This is a genomic window from Kitasatospora sp. SolWspMP-SS2h (assembly GCF_003259315.1).
GTDB lineage: Bacteria > Actinomycetota > Actinomycetes > Streptomycetales > Streptomycetaceae > Kitasatospora > Kitasatospora fiedleri.
This window is the reverse complement of the sequence record NZ_QLLT01000017.1, coordinates 46950-61237: the sequence shown is the minus strand read 5'-3', so window position 1 is coordinate 61237 and position 14288 is coordinate 46950. Positions and strand designations below refer to the sequence as shown.

Below are 14288 nucleotides of genomic sequence, written 5' to 3'. Positions count from 1 at the left end.
CCGGGGGGCACGCGCCGCGCTCCCACCGGCCCGACCACCGGGACACGGGGAGGAGGAAGAGGATGACCGAGACCCCGTTGCACTCCGACCGGGTGGGTCCGGCCGCGACGGCCGGCGGCCCGAGCACCGAGACCGACCTGCGCGCCCTGTTCGGCGAGTCGACGGCGGTGTTCGCCTCGATGGCGGGCCCCGCGCACCTCCTGGAGGCGGCGAACCCGGCGTTCTTCACCGCCATCGGCCGGGCCGACCGGCCGCGCACCGGCCTGCCGATCGGCCAGTTGCTGCCCGAGCTCGCCGAGCAGGGGTTCCTGGCGCTCCTCGACCGCGTGTACCGCACCGGCCGCTCCCACACCGGCCGGGACGTACGGGTCGTGCTGGGCCTCGGCGCACGGGCCCGGGAGGCGTTCTTCGACTTCACGTACGAACCCCGGCGCGACAAGGGGGGGAACGTCACCGGAGTGCGGATGATCGGGGTGGAGACCACCCAGGTCAAGCACGCCCAGCGGCTGACCGCCGAACACCGCGTCCTGCTGGAGCAGATCGCCCGCCAGGCCCCCCTGTCCGAGGTCCTGGAGGGGATGGCGAGGGCGATCGAGGAACTGTCGCCGGGGGTGCTCGTCTCGGTGCTCCTGGCCGACGAGGACGGCCGCCACCTGCGCCACGGCACGGCCCCCAGCCTGCCGGCCTTCTACAACCGGGCGATCGACGGCATCGCCACCGGCGAGGGCGTGGGCTCCTGCGGGACGGCCGCCCACCGGCGCCGACGGGTCATCGTCTCCGACATCGCCACCGACCCCTCCTGGGACGACTTCCGCGACCTGGCCGGACGCGCCCGGCTCGCCGCCTGCTGGTCCACTCCCATCCTGGCCCGCGACGGACGCCTGCTGGGCACCTTCGCCATGTACCACCGCACGCCGAGCAGCCCGAGCGAAGCCGACCTCGCACTGGCTGGCGTGTTCGCCGACACCGCGGCCCTGGCCATCGAACGCCACCAGGTCGAGCAGGGCCGCTCGGCCGCCGAAGCCCGGGAGAAGGCGGCCCGGGACGACCTGGCGTTCCTCCTCAGGGCCAGCACCGCCCTGAGCGCCGACCTCGACCACACCGAGGTCCTCAAGCGCCTGGCCACCCTGTGCGTCCCCGACCTGGCCCCGCTGAGCGCCGTCGACGTCCTCGAAACCGGCCGGCTCCGCCGCGTCGCCACGGCCGCTCCCGACGAACCCGCCCGGCGCCTGCTGGCCTCCCACGGCCAGGACGACCCGACGGACGGCCCGGCCGCGCGCGTCCTGGACTCCGGCCTCAGCGAGGTCGCCCGCCGGCCCCCCACCGAAGCCGGCCCCTGGGCCGAACTCGACGTCACCGCCTACCTGTGCGTCCCGCTCACCGACGGCGGCCGGCTCTTCGGCACGCTGACCCTCCTCAGCACCGGCGGCCGCACCTTCGACGGACGGACGGTCGTCCTGGCGGAGGAACTCGCCCGCCGCGCCGCCTCCGCGGCCCGCAACGCCCTCCAGTACGCCCAGCGCGCCGCGCTCGCCCGGGACCTCCAGGCCGGGCTCCTGCTCCCGGACCTGCCGGACCTGCCGGGCGCCGAAGTGGCCACCCACTACCATCCGGCCGGCGAGGGGCTGGAGGTCGGCGGCGACTTCTACGACGTCTTCCCGCTGGAGGGCGACCGCTGGGCCTTCATGCTCGGCGACGTCAGCGGACGCGGCGCCCGGGCCGCCGCCACCACCGCCCTCGTCCGCAACACCGCCCGCGCCGTCGCCCCGCTGCTGGCCGACCCGGAAGCCGTCGTGCAGGCGGTCAACCGCGCGCTGACCGCCTGGCACAACCAGAACGGCACCGGCTTCGTCACCCTCGTCTACGGCCACTTCGTCCCCACGGCCACCGGGCTGGACATCGAACTCATCAGGGCCGGCCACACCCTGCCCCTCCACCTGACCGCGGAGGACACCCGCCCCGTCCACAGCGAGGGCCTGCTCCTGGGCATCATGCCCCGCCCCCGGCTGGAGACCCGCCGCCTCCACCTCGACCCCGGCCAGAGCCTGGTCCTCTACACCGACGGCATCACCGAAGCCCGCGACGGCGACGGGGAGCAGTTCGGTGAGGACCGCCTCCTCGACGCCCTCGCCCCCGCCCCCGTCGCGGGCAGAGGGGCGCCGGCCGTCCTGGCCACGGTCGTCGAGGCGGTCCGGGCCTTCACCGGCGACAGCGGCACCGACGACGACCAGGCCGTCCTCGTCCTCACCGCCACCGCCACCGCGTCCGCCGACGGGTGACGCACCGCGGACGCCCGCCGCGCCGGAACCCCCGGCGCCCCGCACCAGCCGCCGTGGTCAGCGCGGGCGGCCGGTCGGGGCCGGTCAGCCGGTCGGGCCCGGTCAGCCGGTGGGCGCCGGGTCCGGGATCGGCCGGGGCTCGCCGCGGAAGACCTGGGCGGCGTGCCACGCGCGGTGCCGGTCCGCGACCGGGGGGACGCCCGGCTGCGGGCCGATGACCGGGCGTCCGGTCAGGGCGAGCACCTGCTGCCTGCTGGCCTCGCCGCGGCCGACGAAGTGCCGGGAGACCAGGACGCGGTGCCCCTCGCCCAGGCCCAGCACGCCCTTGTCGAAGAGCTTGTGGTGCAGCGAGCACAGGCACAGCCCGTTGTCGACCTCGTCCGGCCCGTCGAAGGACCACCACCGCACGTGCGCCGCCTCCAGCCCGACCGCGCTCGCGCCCAGCATCCCGTCGTAGCCGCAGAACGCGCACTGGAACTCGTAGGCCGTCAGCACGAGTTCGCGCATCCGCCGGTCCCGCTGCCGCCGCGCCGCCCGCTCCCGCCCGCCGCCCCGCACCTCCTCGGTGTCGGCCAGGTCCAGGTCGAGCCCGACCGCCTCGCACAGCTCGGTGTGCAGCGACGGCGGGAAGTGGAAGTCCAGCAGCACCCGCGCCAGCCGCCCCAGCAGCGCCGGCTCCCTCCGCAGCGCCGCCCGCAGCTCGGGCGCCAGCCGCCCGGTCGCGCCACTGGAGCGCAGCACTCCCACGCCGGTGCCCGGACTCCCCGGCCCCCGGTCGGTCCCGACCTCCCACACACCGTCACTGACCAGGTGGTGGAACGGGTACGCGGGAGTGGTCGGGTGGGACGGCCCGTACTCCTCCAGCAGCCGCTTCAACTCCCCCTCCACCACGCTGTACCGCAGCCCGCCGTCGGCGTCCCGCTGGTAGCTGCCCAGCGCGTACAGCAGCAGCAGCGGCTTGTGCGGCGCCCGGACGCCACTGCTCGTCCACCGTCTCAGCTTCGCCACGCGCTCCGGCCAGTCCATGACGGACCAGCCTATGCCGGAGACGTCGGCGCCCGGCCCCGGGATCGGGGCGCCCCCGGTGCCAGGCCGCATCCGCGCCACCGCTCGTCGAGACGGACGCAGCCTCCCCCGACGTTCCCCGGGCCGGTTCTTCCCCCCGGGCTGCGCATCGGCGAGGGTTCCCGCACCGGGACCGGTCACCGCCCGCACGGGATCGGACGGCGGCACCGCGGCGCGGCGGTCACCTGCGGCAACGAGGTATCACTTAGCGTCATATGATGATCAAATTTTCCCGTCGGTTCGTCCCGGTTCTGGCGTGCGCGGCCGGCCTCGTGGCCGTCGCGGCGCCCACCGCCTCCGCCTACGACGGCAACCCCCTCGACGGCACCGAGGGCTTCGGCGTGTTCATCCACCACGACGCACTGCTGGGCAGCACCGAGTCGGAGGGTCCGGTCGCCGTCGGCGGGAACCTCTCCTTCGGCGCCGGGTACAACGTCGCGCTGAACACCGCGGGGAGCTACACCGCCGACGGCGACGCGCGGCCCACCGGCCTGCTGGTCGGCGGCCGGGTCGACTTCCCGGGAAGCGATCCCACCGGCGTGCTGAAGGTCCTCGGCGACGGCTACGTGAAGATCGGCGACCCCACCGGCGCCGGCGTGCTGACCACCGACGCCAACGGCGCCGCCGTCGCCACCCACGTCGTCGCCGCCGGTTCCGGCTACGACAGCACCCCGCGCATCGAACTGAGCGCCCGCCAACCGGCCGCCGCCGTCACCCGGGGCAGCCTGCCGGACTTCGACGCCCGCTTCACCGCCTTCCGCACCCGGGCCACCGCCATGGCCGCCTGCGCCGAGAACGTCCAGCTCCTGGACGGCAACGGCAACCCCTACCCCGACCAGAACGACCTGCCACCCGGCGCGCAGGTCAAGATCCACCTCACCGCCGACCGCACCAACGTCCTGCGCCTGACCGGCACCCAGCTCAACCGCATCGGCCAGCTGACCTTCCTCGACCAGCCCACCACCGCCGCCCCGCTCGTCATCGTGGTCGACACCAACGCCACCGGCCACGCCCTCGCCTGGAACTCCCCCACCTTCGCCGGCCTCGACCCCGCCGGCATCTCCGCACTGCTGTGGGACTTCCCCGACGCCACGTCGATCACCCACGCCTCCGGCGACACCATCAACGGCACCCTCTACGCCCCCTCGGCACGCCTGACCGACCTCGACGCGAGCAACATCCAGGGCGACATCGTCGTGGAGTCCCTCGTCCACGGCTCCCGGACGAACACGGGCCCCAGCGGCGGGGAGATGCACTACTTCCCCTTCACCGCACACGTCTCCTGCGACGGCGAAAGCTCCACCCCCAGCCCCAGCCCCAGCCCCACCCCCAGCGCGACCCCGAGCCCGAACAACGGCCCCGGCCCGAGCACCAGCCCGAGCCGATCGACCCCCTCCAGCCCGAGCACGACCGCGAATCCCAGCACACCGGCCACCCCCGGTGCCTCCCCCCGGCAACCCGCCGGCCCCTCCCCCGCACCCGGCGAACAACTCGCGCAGACCGGCGCGGACACCGGCACCCGCTGGATCGCGGCAGCCGGCCTCCTCACCACCGCCGCAGGCGCCCTGGCCCTGCGCGCCTCCCGCCGTCGCCGCCACTGAAACCCGCACCGGAACCGGACCACACCCCCGGCCCCCACGCCATACGGGGCGAGGCCGGCGTGAGCGACCGCTCCTCCCCGACCGCGCCACAGGCCGCGCCGGACCCCCAAAGGACCCCAAAGGACACGGTGACGGGGGGAAGGGGCGGGGCGGGGCCCGGAGGTCGCGCTGGTTCAGGACGCGGAGACGGCCCCGCCCCGCCGCGAGGACGCCTAACCCGTGGATCGCCGTCCCACACCTGCGGATCCCGCCCGGCCGGTCGGCCGACCCGGCGCCGTGGTGCGGTGGCCGGTCCCGGCGGGGCGGGTGGGCATACGGGAGCGGGGCCCGCGCTGATGCGCGGGCCCCGCCGGATGCCTGGTCGTCCTGGTGCCGGTGTGGTGTTCGGTTACCAGCGGTACCAGCGGCCGCGGCTGCCGCCGGCGTTGGTGCCGCGGGCGACGAAGCCGACCACCCAGACCACCAGCACGATGATCGCGACCCACCACAGGGCCTTGAGCGCGAAGCCGGCGCCGAACAGGATCAGGGCCAGCAGCAGGACGAGAAGAAGGGGAACCATGGTGACCTCCACGCAGTCGTTGTCGGAGCGCCGGATGCCCCCGGGTCGGCCGAATATTCACATGAATCGGAACCGTCCGGGCGGGCATGCGCTGGGTCCGACACCACGGTGGGGGCACCGTGCAAGCCAATAGCGACGAGGAGAATCCGATGAGCGCGGGCGACAAGATCGGCAACATGGCGGACAAGGCCAAGGGCAAGGCCAAGGAGGCCGCCGGCAAGGTGACCGGCAACGAGCGCCTGGAGTCCGAGGGCAAGGTCGACCAGGCCAGGGGCGACCTCAAGCAGGCCGGCGAGCACGTCAAGGACGCGTTCAAGGACTGACCACCCAGCAGGAGGTCGGTGGGGCCCGCCCGGCCACCGGGCGGGCCCCACCGACGCACCCGGAAAGAGCCGCGCACCACTGCGCGGGCAGGTGAGCAAGAGGGGAAGGCGTGGCAGCGAGGATCGTCGGTGCGGACGGGAGGCGACCGCAGGGCGGGTACGTGGGGACGGGCGAGCAGGTGACCGGCCGGAAACGTGACGCGGCGCCGCCGGACAGGGCGCGGCCCCGTACGGGGGGCCGGGCCGTCGGGGACGGTGAGGTCGCGCCTGCGGTCGGCCGCGAGCCGGCCGGGAGGCGGCGGTGGCTCGCGGTCGCGGCCCGGTGGCTCGTCCTGGTCGCCGCCCTCCTGGCGTCGGTGGCCTTCGCGGCCGCGCTGGCCCGGATCACCCTGGTGCCCGAGCCCGGCGCGGTCGGCCACGTCCACGACAACCTGCGGCCCGGCAACTCGCTGCGCCACTACCTGCGGCACGCCACCGTGCCGGACGCCGTCCGGCAGGTGGGCGGGAACGTCCTGCTCGGCGCGCCGTTCGGACTGCTGCTGCCGGTGCTCTGGCCCAAGGCCCGCGGGCTGTTCCGGGTGCTGCTGGCCACCGCGGCGCTGATGCTGCTGGTCGAGCTGGTCCAGGGCGCGCTCCTCACCGGCCGGGCCTTCGACGTCGACGACATCATCCTCAACACCGGCGGCGCCGTCCTCGGCTACCTCCTCCTGGGGCGCCGGCTCGTCCGGGTGGTGCGACGGGGTCGAACACCGGACGCCGCCGTCCCGCAGCAACCGCGACACCCCGCCGACCCCCACGGGCAGCAGGTCCCGCCGGGCGCCGAACCCGTCCTGGCACGGACCGACTGACCCCGTGTCCCGGCCCGGCGCGCCGGGCCGGGAACGGTCAACTCCGCAGCAGGGCCGCGCAGTCGGTCGCGGCTCTCCACCCCTCGAAGGGACGCAGGCCGTGGAAGAACCCGAAGCAGCCGTCAGAGCGGTGGGCTGGGCCCGGACGCTGCCCCTCTCCAGCAGCATCGCGGCCGGCCGCGCCTGGACCCGCCGCCACCTCGGCGAACTCGGCTGGACCGAGCACGCCGCCGAGACCGCCGACGACGTCCTCGTCACCGTCTCCGAACTCCTCACCAACGCCCACCGCCACGCGCACAGCGCCGCGAACCTCGTCCTCACCTGGGACGGTTCCTGCCTGTACGTCAGCGTCCACGACGACTCCCCGCGCCTGCCCCGCCCGCGCGAAGCCGGCCCCGACGCCACCTCCGGCCGCGGTATGGCCCTGGTCGACGCCCTCGCCGACGACTGGAACGCCCGCGCCGACGGGCACGGCAAGACCGTCACCGCCTGCTTCCACCGCCCGGGCCGCCCTCCCCACTGAGATCCGCCCCGGCGGCCGGAGAACACCGGCGCGACAGCGCCGCACGCCCGCAGAGGCGATGCGGTCGACGGCCGGTCGAGCACCGCAGCGGCCCTCGCCCGCACCCGCGCGCCCCGCACCGAGGCATCACCGGGCGGGCCGTAGCGGGGCAGGACGGTGCCCGGTTCGTGCAGGGTGGCCGGGCGGGCGGGTGCCGGGGCCCGGCGGCCGGGCCGGGTGCTGCCTGGTCCTGCTCGGTCGTGGTGGCGGGGCCGCGCCCGGGGCGATGTGCGGCGGGCGAGGCCGGGTCCATCCGATCCGGGCCGGCGCGGCCCGCGCTGCCGCCGATCCCCGGCCCGCGATCAGGCCGGGTGGATGGGCCGGCCGCAGCGGGCACCGAGGTGGGAGCCGTGGACGATCTCGCCGGGGTGGCCCGGCGGGGCGTGGCGGCGGTGGGCGCGCGGCCCGGGGCGGCGCGGCCCCGCCACGGGGTCGGCCGGGTGGCCGGTCAGGAGCGGGGGGCGTCGATCTCGGCCCAGACGACCTTGCCGGAGGGCAGGGGCGCGGTGCCCCACCGGTCGGAGACCGCACGCACGATGCGGAGGCCGTGGCCGCCGGGCGTGCCGGGCCGGTGCGGTTCGCGCGGTGCGGGTGCGGTCCGGGAGGCGTCGGTGACCTCGACGCGCAGACGGGTGTCGGTGGCGTGCAGGACGAGGTCCTGGGGGCCGCCGGCGTGCAGCACGGCGTTGGCGACGAGTTCGGCGACCAGCAGGACGGTGTCGTCGGCGCCGGGCCACGACCAGTCGGCCAGGGCGCCGCGCGCGAACTCCCGCGCGCGGGCGACCGGCTTGCGCTGCCCGTCCATGGCCAGGCGCCGCCGCTGGCCGCCCGGCGGCAGCGTCAGCGCGGTGGCGGACGGGCTGTCGTCGAGGGTCTGCCGGGCAGTGATCATTCGGTCGGCCCTTCGAGTTGGCGGTCCTTGTCGCTTCGCCTGCCCGCTGCACTGCGGCTGATGCGGCCGGGCCGTGTGCTGCACCCGGGCCAGGTGGGACGCGGAAGTCACGGTCACGGTCACGGCAGTTCGGCGATCGCGGCCTGGACGGTGGGGCGGACGTCGAAAGCAGCTGCGGCTCCGGTGATCTCCAGCAGCCGCTTCACGGGGCGCGACACCGCCGCCAGCCGCAGCACGGCACCGGCGGCGAGGGCGTCCGCGCGGGCCGTGAGCAGCAGGTTCAGCCCCGAGGAGTCGCAGAACGCCACTTGGGCCAGGTCGAGGACGACGAGCCGGTTGCCGCGGACCACCTCGGCGAGGGCCTCCTTGACGGGTGCCAGCGATTCGATGTCCAGGTCTCCGGCGATCCGGCAGACGGCGATGCCGTCACCGCCGGACCACAGGTCGACGCCGACACCGTCCTCGAGTTCGACGGCGCCCGCCCGGGCGGACGTGACGTGGTCGTGCGACTGCATTCTCCTACCTTCTCACCGTGCGGAGCGGCGTCCTGCGGGCGGGCGTCGGCTGCCGATCGTCCCGCTCCGTGGGCCGATCTGTCTCAAGCCGCCTCGAGGCCCTGGCGCAGCTTCGCGAGCGCGCGGGAGAGGAGGCGGGAGACGTGCATCTGGGACAGGCCGAGGCGTTCGCCGATCTGGGACTGCGTCAGGTCCTCGGTGAAGCGCATCGACAGGATCAGGCGGTCGCGCTCCGGCAGGGCGGCGATCAGGGGCTGGAGCGAGACCAGGTCCTCGACCATGTCCAGGCGCTCGTCGGTGCTGCCGATCTTGGCGGCGAACGCGCCCGGGCCGTCGCCGTCCGACCCGGCCGGCACGTCGAGGGAGTCGGTGCTGTGCGCGTTCGCGGCCTGGAGCCCCTCGATGACCTCGTCCTGCGCCATCCCCAGGTACTCGGACAGCTCGGCCACCGTCGGCGCCCGGTCGAGGGTCTGCGACAGGGCGTCCTGGGCCCTGGCCAGGGTCAGGCGCAGCTCCTGGAGGCGTCGGGGCACGTGGACGGCCCAGGTGGTGTCACGGAAGTGCCGGCGCAGCTCCCCGAGGATGGTGGGGATGGCGAAGGTGGTGAACTCCAGGCCGCGCTCGGTCTCGAAGCGGTCGATGGCCTTGATCAGTCCGACCGCGCCGACCTGCATCAGGTCCTCGGTGCTCTCCCGGTGCGAGCCGAAGCGACGGAGGGCGAAGCGGACCAGGGAGAGGTTGAGCTCCACCAGGGAGGCCCGCACGTAGGAGTACTCCCGGGTGCCCTCCTCCAGACCGGCCAGGCGCACCAGCAGCACCCGGGTCAGGTCCCGGGCGTCGGCCGGCGCGACCCCCGTCAGGTCGCCGATCTCCGCCAGCTCCGGCGCGACCTCCCGGGGGCTTCGCGGCGGCGCGGTGTGCGCACGCTCGTTCACCGGGCGGGGCGCTGCTATCAGGAGCTGGTCGCTCGTCACGGTCGGTTCCTTCCTACGGCGGCGCGGTCCGCCCCCTTATGCCCCGTCCCCTGGTGTCCATGCCTTCTGATGGTGCGAAGGAATCGGGCGGCCCTGGTGTGCGGGACGGCGGCGTGCCCGCCCCGGCCCTCACGACCCCGCGGGCCGGGCGGTACCGCCCGGCCCCGGCTCCCGCCACGGTGCAGGAGCGGACGCCCGATCGCGGAACGGGAGCCGCGGGCGCGGAGGTCCTCGGCGCGGCCCGCCGACGGCGGTGCGGAACGCGCGGGGGCCCCGCGTCCGGTGCGGACGCGGGGCCCCGAGCGGCCTGGTCAGGGTCGGGTCAGACGGCGGTGCCGTTGCCGTAGTAGCCGCCGACCTGCTGGCGGTAGGCCGGGTCGTCGGCGTGCTTGTCCTTGTCGTACTCGGGCGAGTTCTTGACCTCGTCCTGGGTGCGGTTGACCCACACCGTCTTCTCCTGGTCGTCGACCCGGGTGACGGTGCCCGCCGGGAGCAGCACCTCGCGGCCGAAGATCCACGGGCCGGTGTCGACCACGATGTAGCCGGCGCCGACGTCCACGGTGTGCTTGTCGACCTTGCCGATGTGGCCGTCCGTCGCCTCGACCCGGTAACCGGTCAGGTCCGCACCCGCCGCGTAGCCCTCGGCACCCTCGTAACCCCACATAGCCTCGGTCATCCGTTGCCTCCTCGCGTCGAGCTTTCCCGTTCTCCGTACGGGAAGCCGCCTGCCCCGGTACCGCCAGGCCATGCCACCGTTCACGGAAAACGGGAGTTCTTCCGCAGAATCCGGCGTCGCGGTCGGGAACGCGCTCGAACTCCACCCGGCCTGGCCGAACGGGCGGCCGGGAACGGGAGCGCGGGTTCTCCGCTTTCGCACGGATTCCGCCTGGAGCGGGAAGCCCTGGACGGCGCGTCCCGCCTTGGCGGTCGACCTGATCGCGCGCGTCCGCGGCCGGCGGACCCGGCCGGACGCACGACGTGAGGCCGGCCCCCGGTGTCGGGGCCGGCCTCACGGGTGCGCGGGATCGTTCAGGCGCGGCTGTGCCGGTTGCCGGTGACGAGGCGGTAGATGACCAGGAGGATGATCGAGCCGACGATGGCGGCGACCCAGGTGGAGATGTCGAAGAAGCCGTCGATCGAGTCGACGCCGAAGATGACCTTGCCGAGCCAACCGCCGAGCAGGCCGCCCGCGATGCCGATGAGCATCGTGATGATGATGCCGCCCGGGTCCTTGCCCGGCATCAGGGCCTTCGCGATGGCACCGGCGATCAGACCGATCAGTATCCAGGCGATGATGCCCATCATTTTCTCCTACTTCTGCGAGCGTGGTCGGTGTCGACATCCGTCTTCACTGATATGGAAAAACTAAACACCCGAGATTCTGTCTCGCCGTCAGGAACCCCGTCCGTCCCGGGACATCGCCGCCGCACGTCCGGTACCCGCAGGTGGGGCGCGGGGTCGGTGGACGTGCACGGGGCGCGCGGCACGGCCGTCGGCAGCGGGCCGCCGCAGGCCACCGCCCGCCGGACGGAGCAGGGGTACGCACGCACCTCGGGTTGCCGCCACGACGGAGGACGGCGGTCCGCGGCGGCCCGGCACTGGACGTGGACGGGTGGCGCCGGCACCGTCCGGGCGGCAGCCGGGAGCCGGCGGCGGCCCCGGAGCCCCGGGGTGCGCGGGGCGGGCACGCGCCGCCGGTCGGCGTCCGCCCGACCCCGTCCGTCCCGCTCCGGCCGACCTGATGCCCCGTCAGGGTGGGGGGAATTGCGCCGAATGCCCCAAAGGGCTTGGAGCGGAGCGCACCGGCATGGCTGAGTGGGTGCCATGTGGCAGTTCTTCGCCGATCACCCCTGGGTGACGGTCTTCTCGGTGATCGCGGCGGGTTCCCTGCTCGGCCTGGCCCGGCTCGGTCCGATCCGGCTGGGCGCCGCCGGTGTGCTGTTCGTCGGCCTGCTGGTCGGAGCGCTGGACCCGGACATCGGTCCCGCCGTGCCCGCCGGGGTGTCCGTCCTCGGCCTCGCCCTGTACGTCTACACCGTGGGGCTGGAGTCCGGCCCCGCGTTCTTCCGCGAGCTGAAACCCGAACTGGCCGTCATGGCCGGGGCGGTGGTCGCCCTGGTGATCACCGCCGTGGTGGTCGGCCTGCTGGGGAACCGGGTCCTCGGGATCAGCGGACCGTACCTGGCGGGCGGCTTCGCCGGGATCGGCACCACCACCCCGGGGCTGGCGGCGGCGCAGGCGGCCTCCGACGACCCCGCGCAGCCGGCCGTCGGGTACGCCATCGGCTACCCGCTGGCGGTGGTGATCACCATCCTGTTCGTCGCCGGGGTCGCCGCCGTCCGCTCCTGGCCGGGGCGGCACGATCCGGGCGAGGACCTGCCGCACCGCCTGGAGACCGTGACGGTGGCCGTCCGCACCACCGTCGACTGGGCCCGGGTGCCCGGCGTGGCACGGGGCCGGGTGCTGGCCAGCGTCGTCCAACGGGCGGGCGGGCAGCCGGAGGTCGCGCACGGCGCGGGCCGGCTGGCACCCGGCGACCGGGTGGTCGTGGTGGGCGGCCCCGAGCAGGTGCGGGCCGCCGTCGCCGCCCTCGGCGACCCGGCCGACGAGCACCTGCTGGACCGCCGCGACCACATCGACTACCGCCGGGTGCTGCTCACCAACCCCGACCTGGCCGGACGCACGGTGGCCGACCTCGCCCTGGCCGACCGCTTCGGCGCGCTGGTCTCACGGGTCCGGCGCGGCGACCGGGAACTGCTGGCCCAGGACGACCTGCGCCTCCAACTCGACGACCGCCTGCGGGTGGTGATGCCGCGCGAACGCTCCGACGAGGTCAGCCGGTACCTGGGCGACACCGAGGCCAAGGTCAGCGAGGTCAGCGCCATCAGCCTCGGCATCGGCCTCGCCCTGGGCTTCCTCATCGGCATCCCCAGCCTGACCCTCGGCTCGACCACCCTCTCCCTCGGCACCGCGGCCGGCCCCCTGCTGATGGCGATGCTCCTGGGCTGGCTGCGCCGCACCGGCCCCCTGGTGTGGACGCTGCCCACCCGGGCGAACCTGACCCTGCGCCAGATCGGCCTGCTGCTCTTCCTGGCGTGCGTCGGCCTGACCTCGGGCTACGCCTTCCGGCAGAACGCGTTCTCGCTGTTCGGCCTGAAACTGCTGGTGGTCCTGCTGATCAGCGCGCTGCTGAGCTACGCGCTGATGGCCCTGGCGGCCCGCCTGCTGGGCCAGAGCCGCCCCCGGACGATGGGCCTGCTGGCCGGCTACGTGGGCAATCCGGCGATCACCGCGTACGCCAACACCCGCTCCTCGGACGCCCGGGTGAACACCGGCTACTCGACGCTGTTCGCCCTGGCGATCCTGGTGAAGATCGTCTGCATCCAGCTGATCGTGGGCCTGTGACGAGGGCGGTCGAACCCGCGCTCGCCCCGCGACGACGCCCGCGGACGGCACCGGTCCCCCGCCGGAGCGCGCAGCGCCGGTCCCGGATCCCCTTTCGTGTTCCGGCGGTCCGGGCGGCCCGACCGGCGGGCCGCCCGGACCGGGCCCGGGTCAGCGGGCCGCCGACAGGTCGAGGCGGTCGGTGACCTCACGCCACAGGTCGGCCGGGCAGAGCCCCAGCGGACGGCGGAACCCGTCGTAGGGCACGCGCAGCGGCGTGTGGTTCTGGAGCCAACTGCTCTCGTGCCCCGAACGGTTCCACCCCGTGTTGTCGATCGGCCAGTAGTGCTCGGGGAAGTCGCCCTTGTCCTGGCTGGTGATCTTCAGGACGGTCGCCCCCGTCGGTCCCGCGCCGACGACCAGGCAGGGCCGGTCCTTGCCCCCGTCCCCCTCTTCGTAGGGGACGTACGCGTACCAGACCTGGCCGGGCTGCGGACGCTGCCCCGCCCGGGGCCGCGGCGGGAGCGGCGGGCGCCGCGAGCCCGGCCCCGTCCGGCCGCCGCGGGGACCGCGCGGACCTCCGGCGGGAGGCGACCAGCCGCCCTCGCGACGGCGTGCCCGCCGCCACCACGAGGGGACGAACCACAGGGCCACCGCGCCGGCCAGCGCGCCGACCGCGACCAGGGCGCTCCAGATCCCGTGACCGAGGAGCAGCCGGGAGCCCAGCACCCAGAACGCGCCGTAGCCGAGGTACAGGGCCAGACGGACCAGCCCGTCCGGCAGGTGCGCGGGGGAACCTCCCCGTCCCGGGCGGGCACTCCCCCCGCCGGAACCCCTGCCGGGGGCGGCGGGGGCCTGGCGGCGCCGCTTCTTCCGCTCTTCTTCCAACGTCGCTTCCTCCTGCTTCCCGGACCCGTCCCGCCGTGCCCGTGAGGCAGCGCATGCCCGGTCCGGCCGTCCGGACTCCTGCCGGTACCGCCCGGCCCGGGAGGAGGCCAGCCGGACGACACCGGCGGCGCCGGCCCGGGCAACCGGTAGTGCTCCGCCAGGTCGGGGTTGGACCTGCTACGGGGGCGGGGCGGTGGCGGGTCGGGCACGGCCCGTTCCAGGTCGCCAGGAGCTGTCGAAGTGTCCTGACGGCCTGGTGGAAGGTCATGCCCGAGCAGGGACTTCGGGGCGGCTCCGGGTCAACGTCACGAAGAAGTGGGCCGCGGTGACGCGCGTGACGTGCCGGTGCCACCCCCTCCGGGAACGGCCCCCGAAGCGGTCCGGGCCGAGAACGGTCT

Annotated in this window: 14 protein-coding genes; 6 read left to right on the top strand and 8 right to left on the bottom strand. The window is 74.9% G+C overall.

What is annotated here, in order from left to right; translation table 11 throughout:
• The first annotated feature begins 62 nt into the window (after positions 1 to 62).
• Positions 63 to 2279 carry a SpoIIE family protein phosphatase gene (locus K353_RS21675; RefSeq protein ID WP_111555210.1) on the top strand — a complete coding sequence of 739 codons (2217 nt, stop codon included), beginning with the start codon at positions 63 to 65 and terminating at the stop codon, positions 2277 to 2279.
• 102 nt (positions 2280 to 2381) lie between these two features.
• Here the strand turns inward: K353_RS21675 and K353_RS21670 are convergent, their stop codons facing one another.
• Positions 2382 to 3305, bottom strand: a complete 924-nt coding sequence (locus tag K353_RS21670) for a phosphorothioated DNA-binding restriction endonuclease (RefSeq protein ID WP_111555312.1) — start codon at positions 3303 to 3305, stop codon at positions 2382 to 2384.
• A gap of 257 nt (positions 3306 to 3562) precedes the next feature.
• Between K353_RS21670 and K353_RS21665 the strand changes: the two genes are divergently transcribed.
• Complete coding sequence (locus K353_RS21665; RefSeq protein WP_158585457.1) at positions 3563 to 4945, top strand: choice-of-anchor A family protein; 1383 nt, start codon at positions 3563 to 3565, stop codon at positions 4943 to 4945.
• A gap of 388 nt (positions 4946 to 5333) precedes the next feature.
• Here the strand turns inward: K353_RS21665 and K353_RS21660 are convergent, their stop codons facing one another.
• Complete coding sequence (locus K353_RS21660) at positions 5334 to 5504, bottom strand: hydrophobic protein (protein ID WP_100835002.1); 171 nt, start codon at positions 5502 to 5504, stop codon at positions 5334 to 5336.
• A gap of 149 nt (positions 5505 to 5653) precedes the next feature.
• On the opposite strand from K353_RS21660, the gene K353_RS21655 reads away from it, so the two are divergent.
• From K353_RS21655 to K353_RS21645, 3 genes are all read left to right on the top strand, one after another.
• Positions 5654 to 5827, top strand: coding sequence for a CsbD family protein (locus tag K353_RS21655; protein WP_111555208.1), 174 nt, complete (start codon positions 5654 to 5656; stop codon positions 5825 to 5827).
• A 356-nt stretch (positions 5828 to 6183) separates the two neighbouring features.
• Positions 6184 to 6675, top strand: coding sequence for a VanZ family protein (locus tag K353_RS21650; RefSeq protein ID WP_233533732.1), 492 nt, complete (start codon positions 6184 to 6186; stop codon positions 6673 to 6675).
• Positions 6676 to 6775: 100 nt separating this feature from the next.
• Positions 6776 to 7198 carry an ATP-binding protein gene (locus K353_RS21645; RefSeq protein ID WP_111555206.1) on the top strand — a complete coding sequence of 141 codons (423 nt, stop codon included), beginning with the start codon at positions 6776 to 6778 and terminating at the stop codon, positions 7196 to 7198.
• 487 nt (positions 7199 to 7685) lie between these two features.
• Here K353_RS21645 and K353_RS21640 read toward each other — a convergent pair whose 3' ends face one another.
• The 5 genes from K353_RS21640 to K353_RS21620 all read right to left on the bottom strand — a co-directional run bounded on the left by K353_RS21640 (position 7686) and on the right by K353_RS21620 (position 10920).
• Positions 7686 to 8129 (bottom strand): ATP-binding protein, encoded by a 444-nt coding sequence (locus K353_RS21640; RefSeq protein ID WP_111555205.1) that lies wholly within the window; start codon positions 8127 to 8129, stop codon positions 7686 to 7688.
• Positions 8130 to 8248: 119 nt separating this feature from the next.
• The gene (locus tag K353_RS21635; RefSeq protein ID WP_111555204.1) at positions 8249 to 8644 is read right to left on the bottom strand and encodes an STAS domain-containing protein; all 396 of its coding nucleotides are present in this window, start codon (positions 8642 to 8644) and stop codon (positions 8249 to 8251) included.
• Between the two features lie 83 nt (positions 8645 to 8727).
• Positions 8728 to 9618, bottom strand: coding sequence for a SigB/SigF/SigG family RNA polymerase sigma factor (locus K353_RS21630; RefSeq protein WP_111555203.1), 891 nt, complete (start codon positions 9616 to 9618; stop codon positions 8728 to 8730).
• A gap of 322 nt (positions 9619 to 9940) precedes the next feature.
• Positions 9941 to 10294, bottom strand: a complete 354-nt coding sequence (locus tag K353_RS21625; protein ID WP_111555202.1) for a PRC-barrel domain-containing protein — start codon at positions 10292 to 10294, stop codon at positions 9941 to 9943.
• 353 nt (positions 10295 to 10647) lie between these two features.
• Positions 10648 to 10920, bottom strand: coding sequence for a GlsB/YeaQ/YmgE family stress response membrane protein (locus K353_RS21620; protein ID WP_111555201.1), 273 nt, complete (start codon positions 10918 to 10920; stop codon positions 10648 to 10650).
• Positions 10921 to 11442: 522 nt separating this feature from the next.
• Between K353_RS21620 and K353_RS21615 the strand changes: the two genes are divergently transcribed.
• Positions 11443 to 13023, top strand: a complete 1581-nt coding sequence (locus K353_RS21615) for an aspartate:alanine exchanger family transporter (RefSeq protein ID WP_111555200.1) — start codon at positions 11443 to 11445, stop codon at positions 13021 to 13023.
• Positions 13024 to 13173: 150 nt separating this feature from the next.
• Here the strand turns inward: K353_RS21615 and K353_RS21610 are convergent, their stop codons facing one another.
• Positions 13174 to 13890, bottom strand: coding sequence for a type II toxin-antitoxin system PemK/MazF family toxin (locus K353_RS21610; protein ID WP_111555199.1), 717 nt, complete (start codon positions 13888 to 13890; stop codon positions 13174 to 13176).
• Between the last annotated feature and the right edge of the window lie 398 nt (positions 13891 to 14288).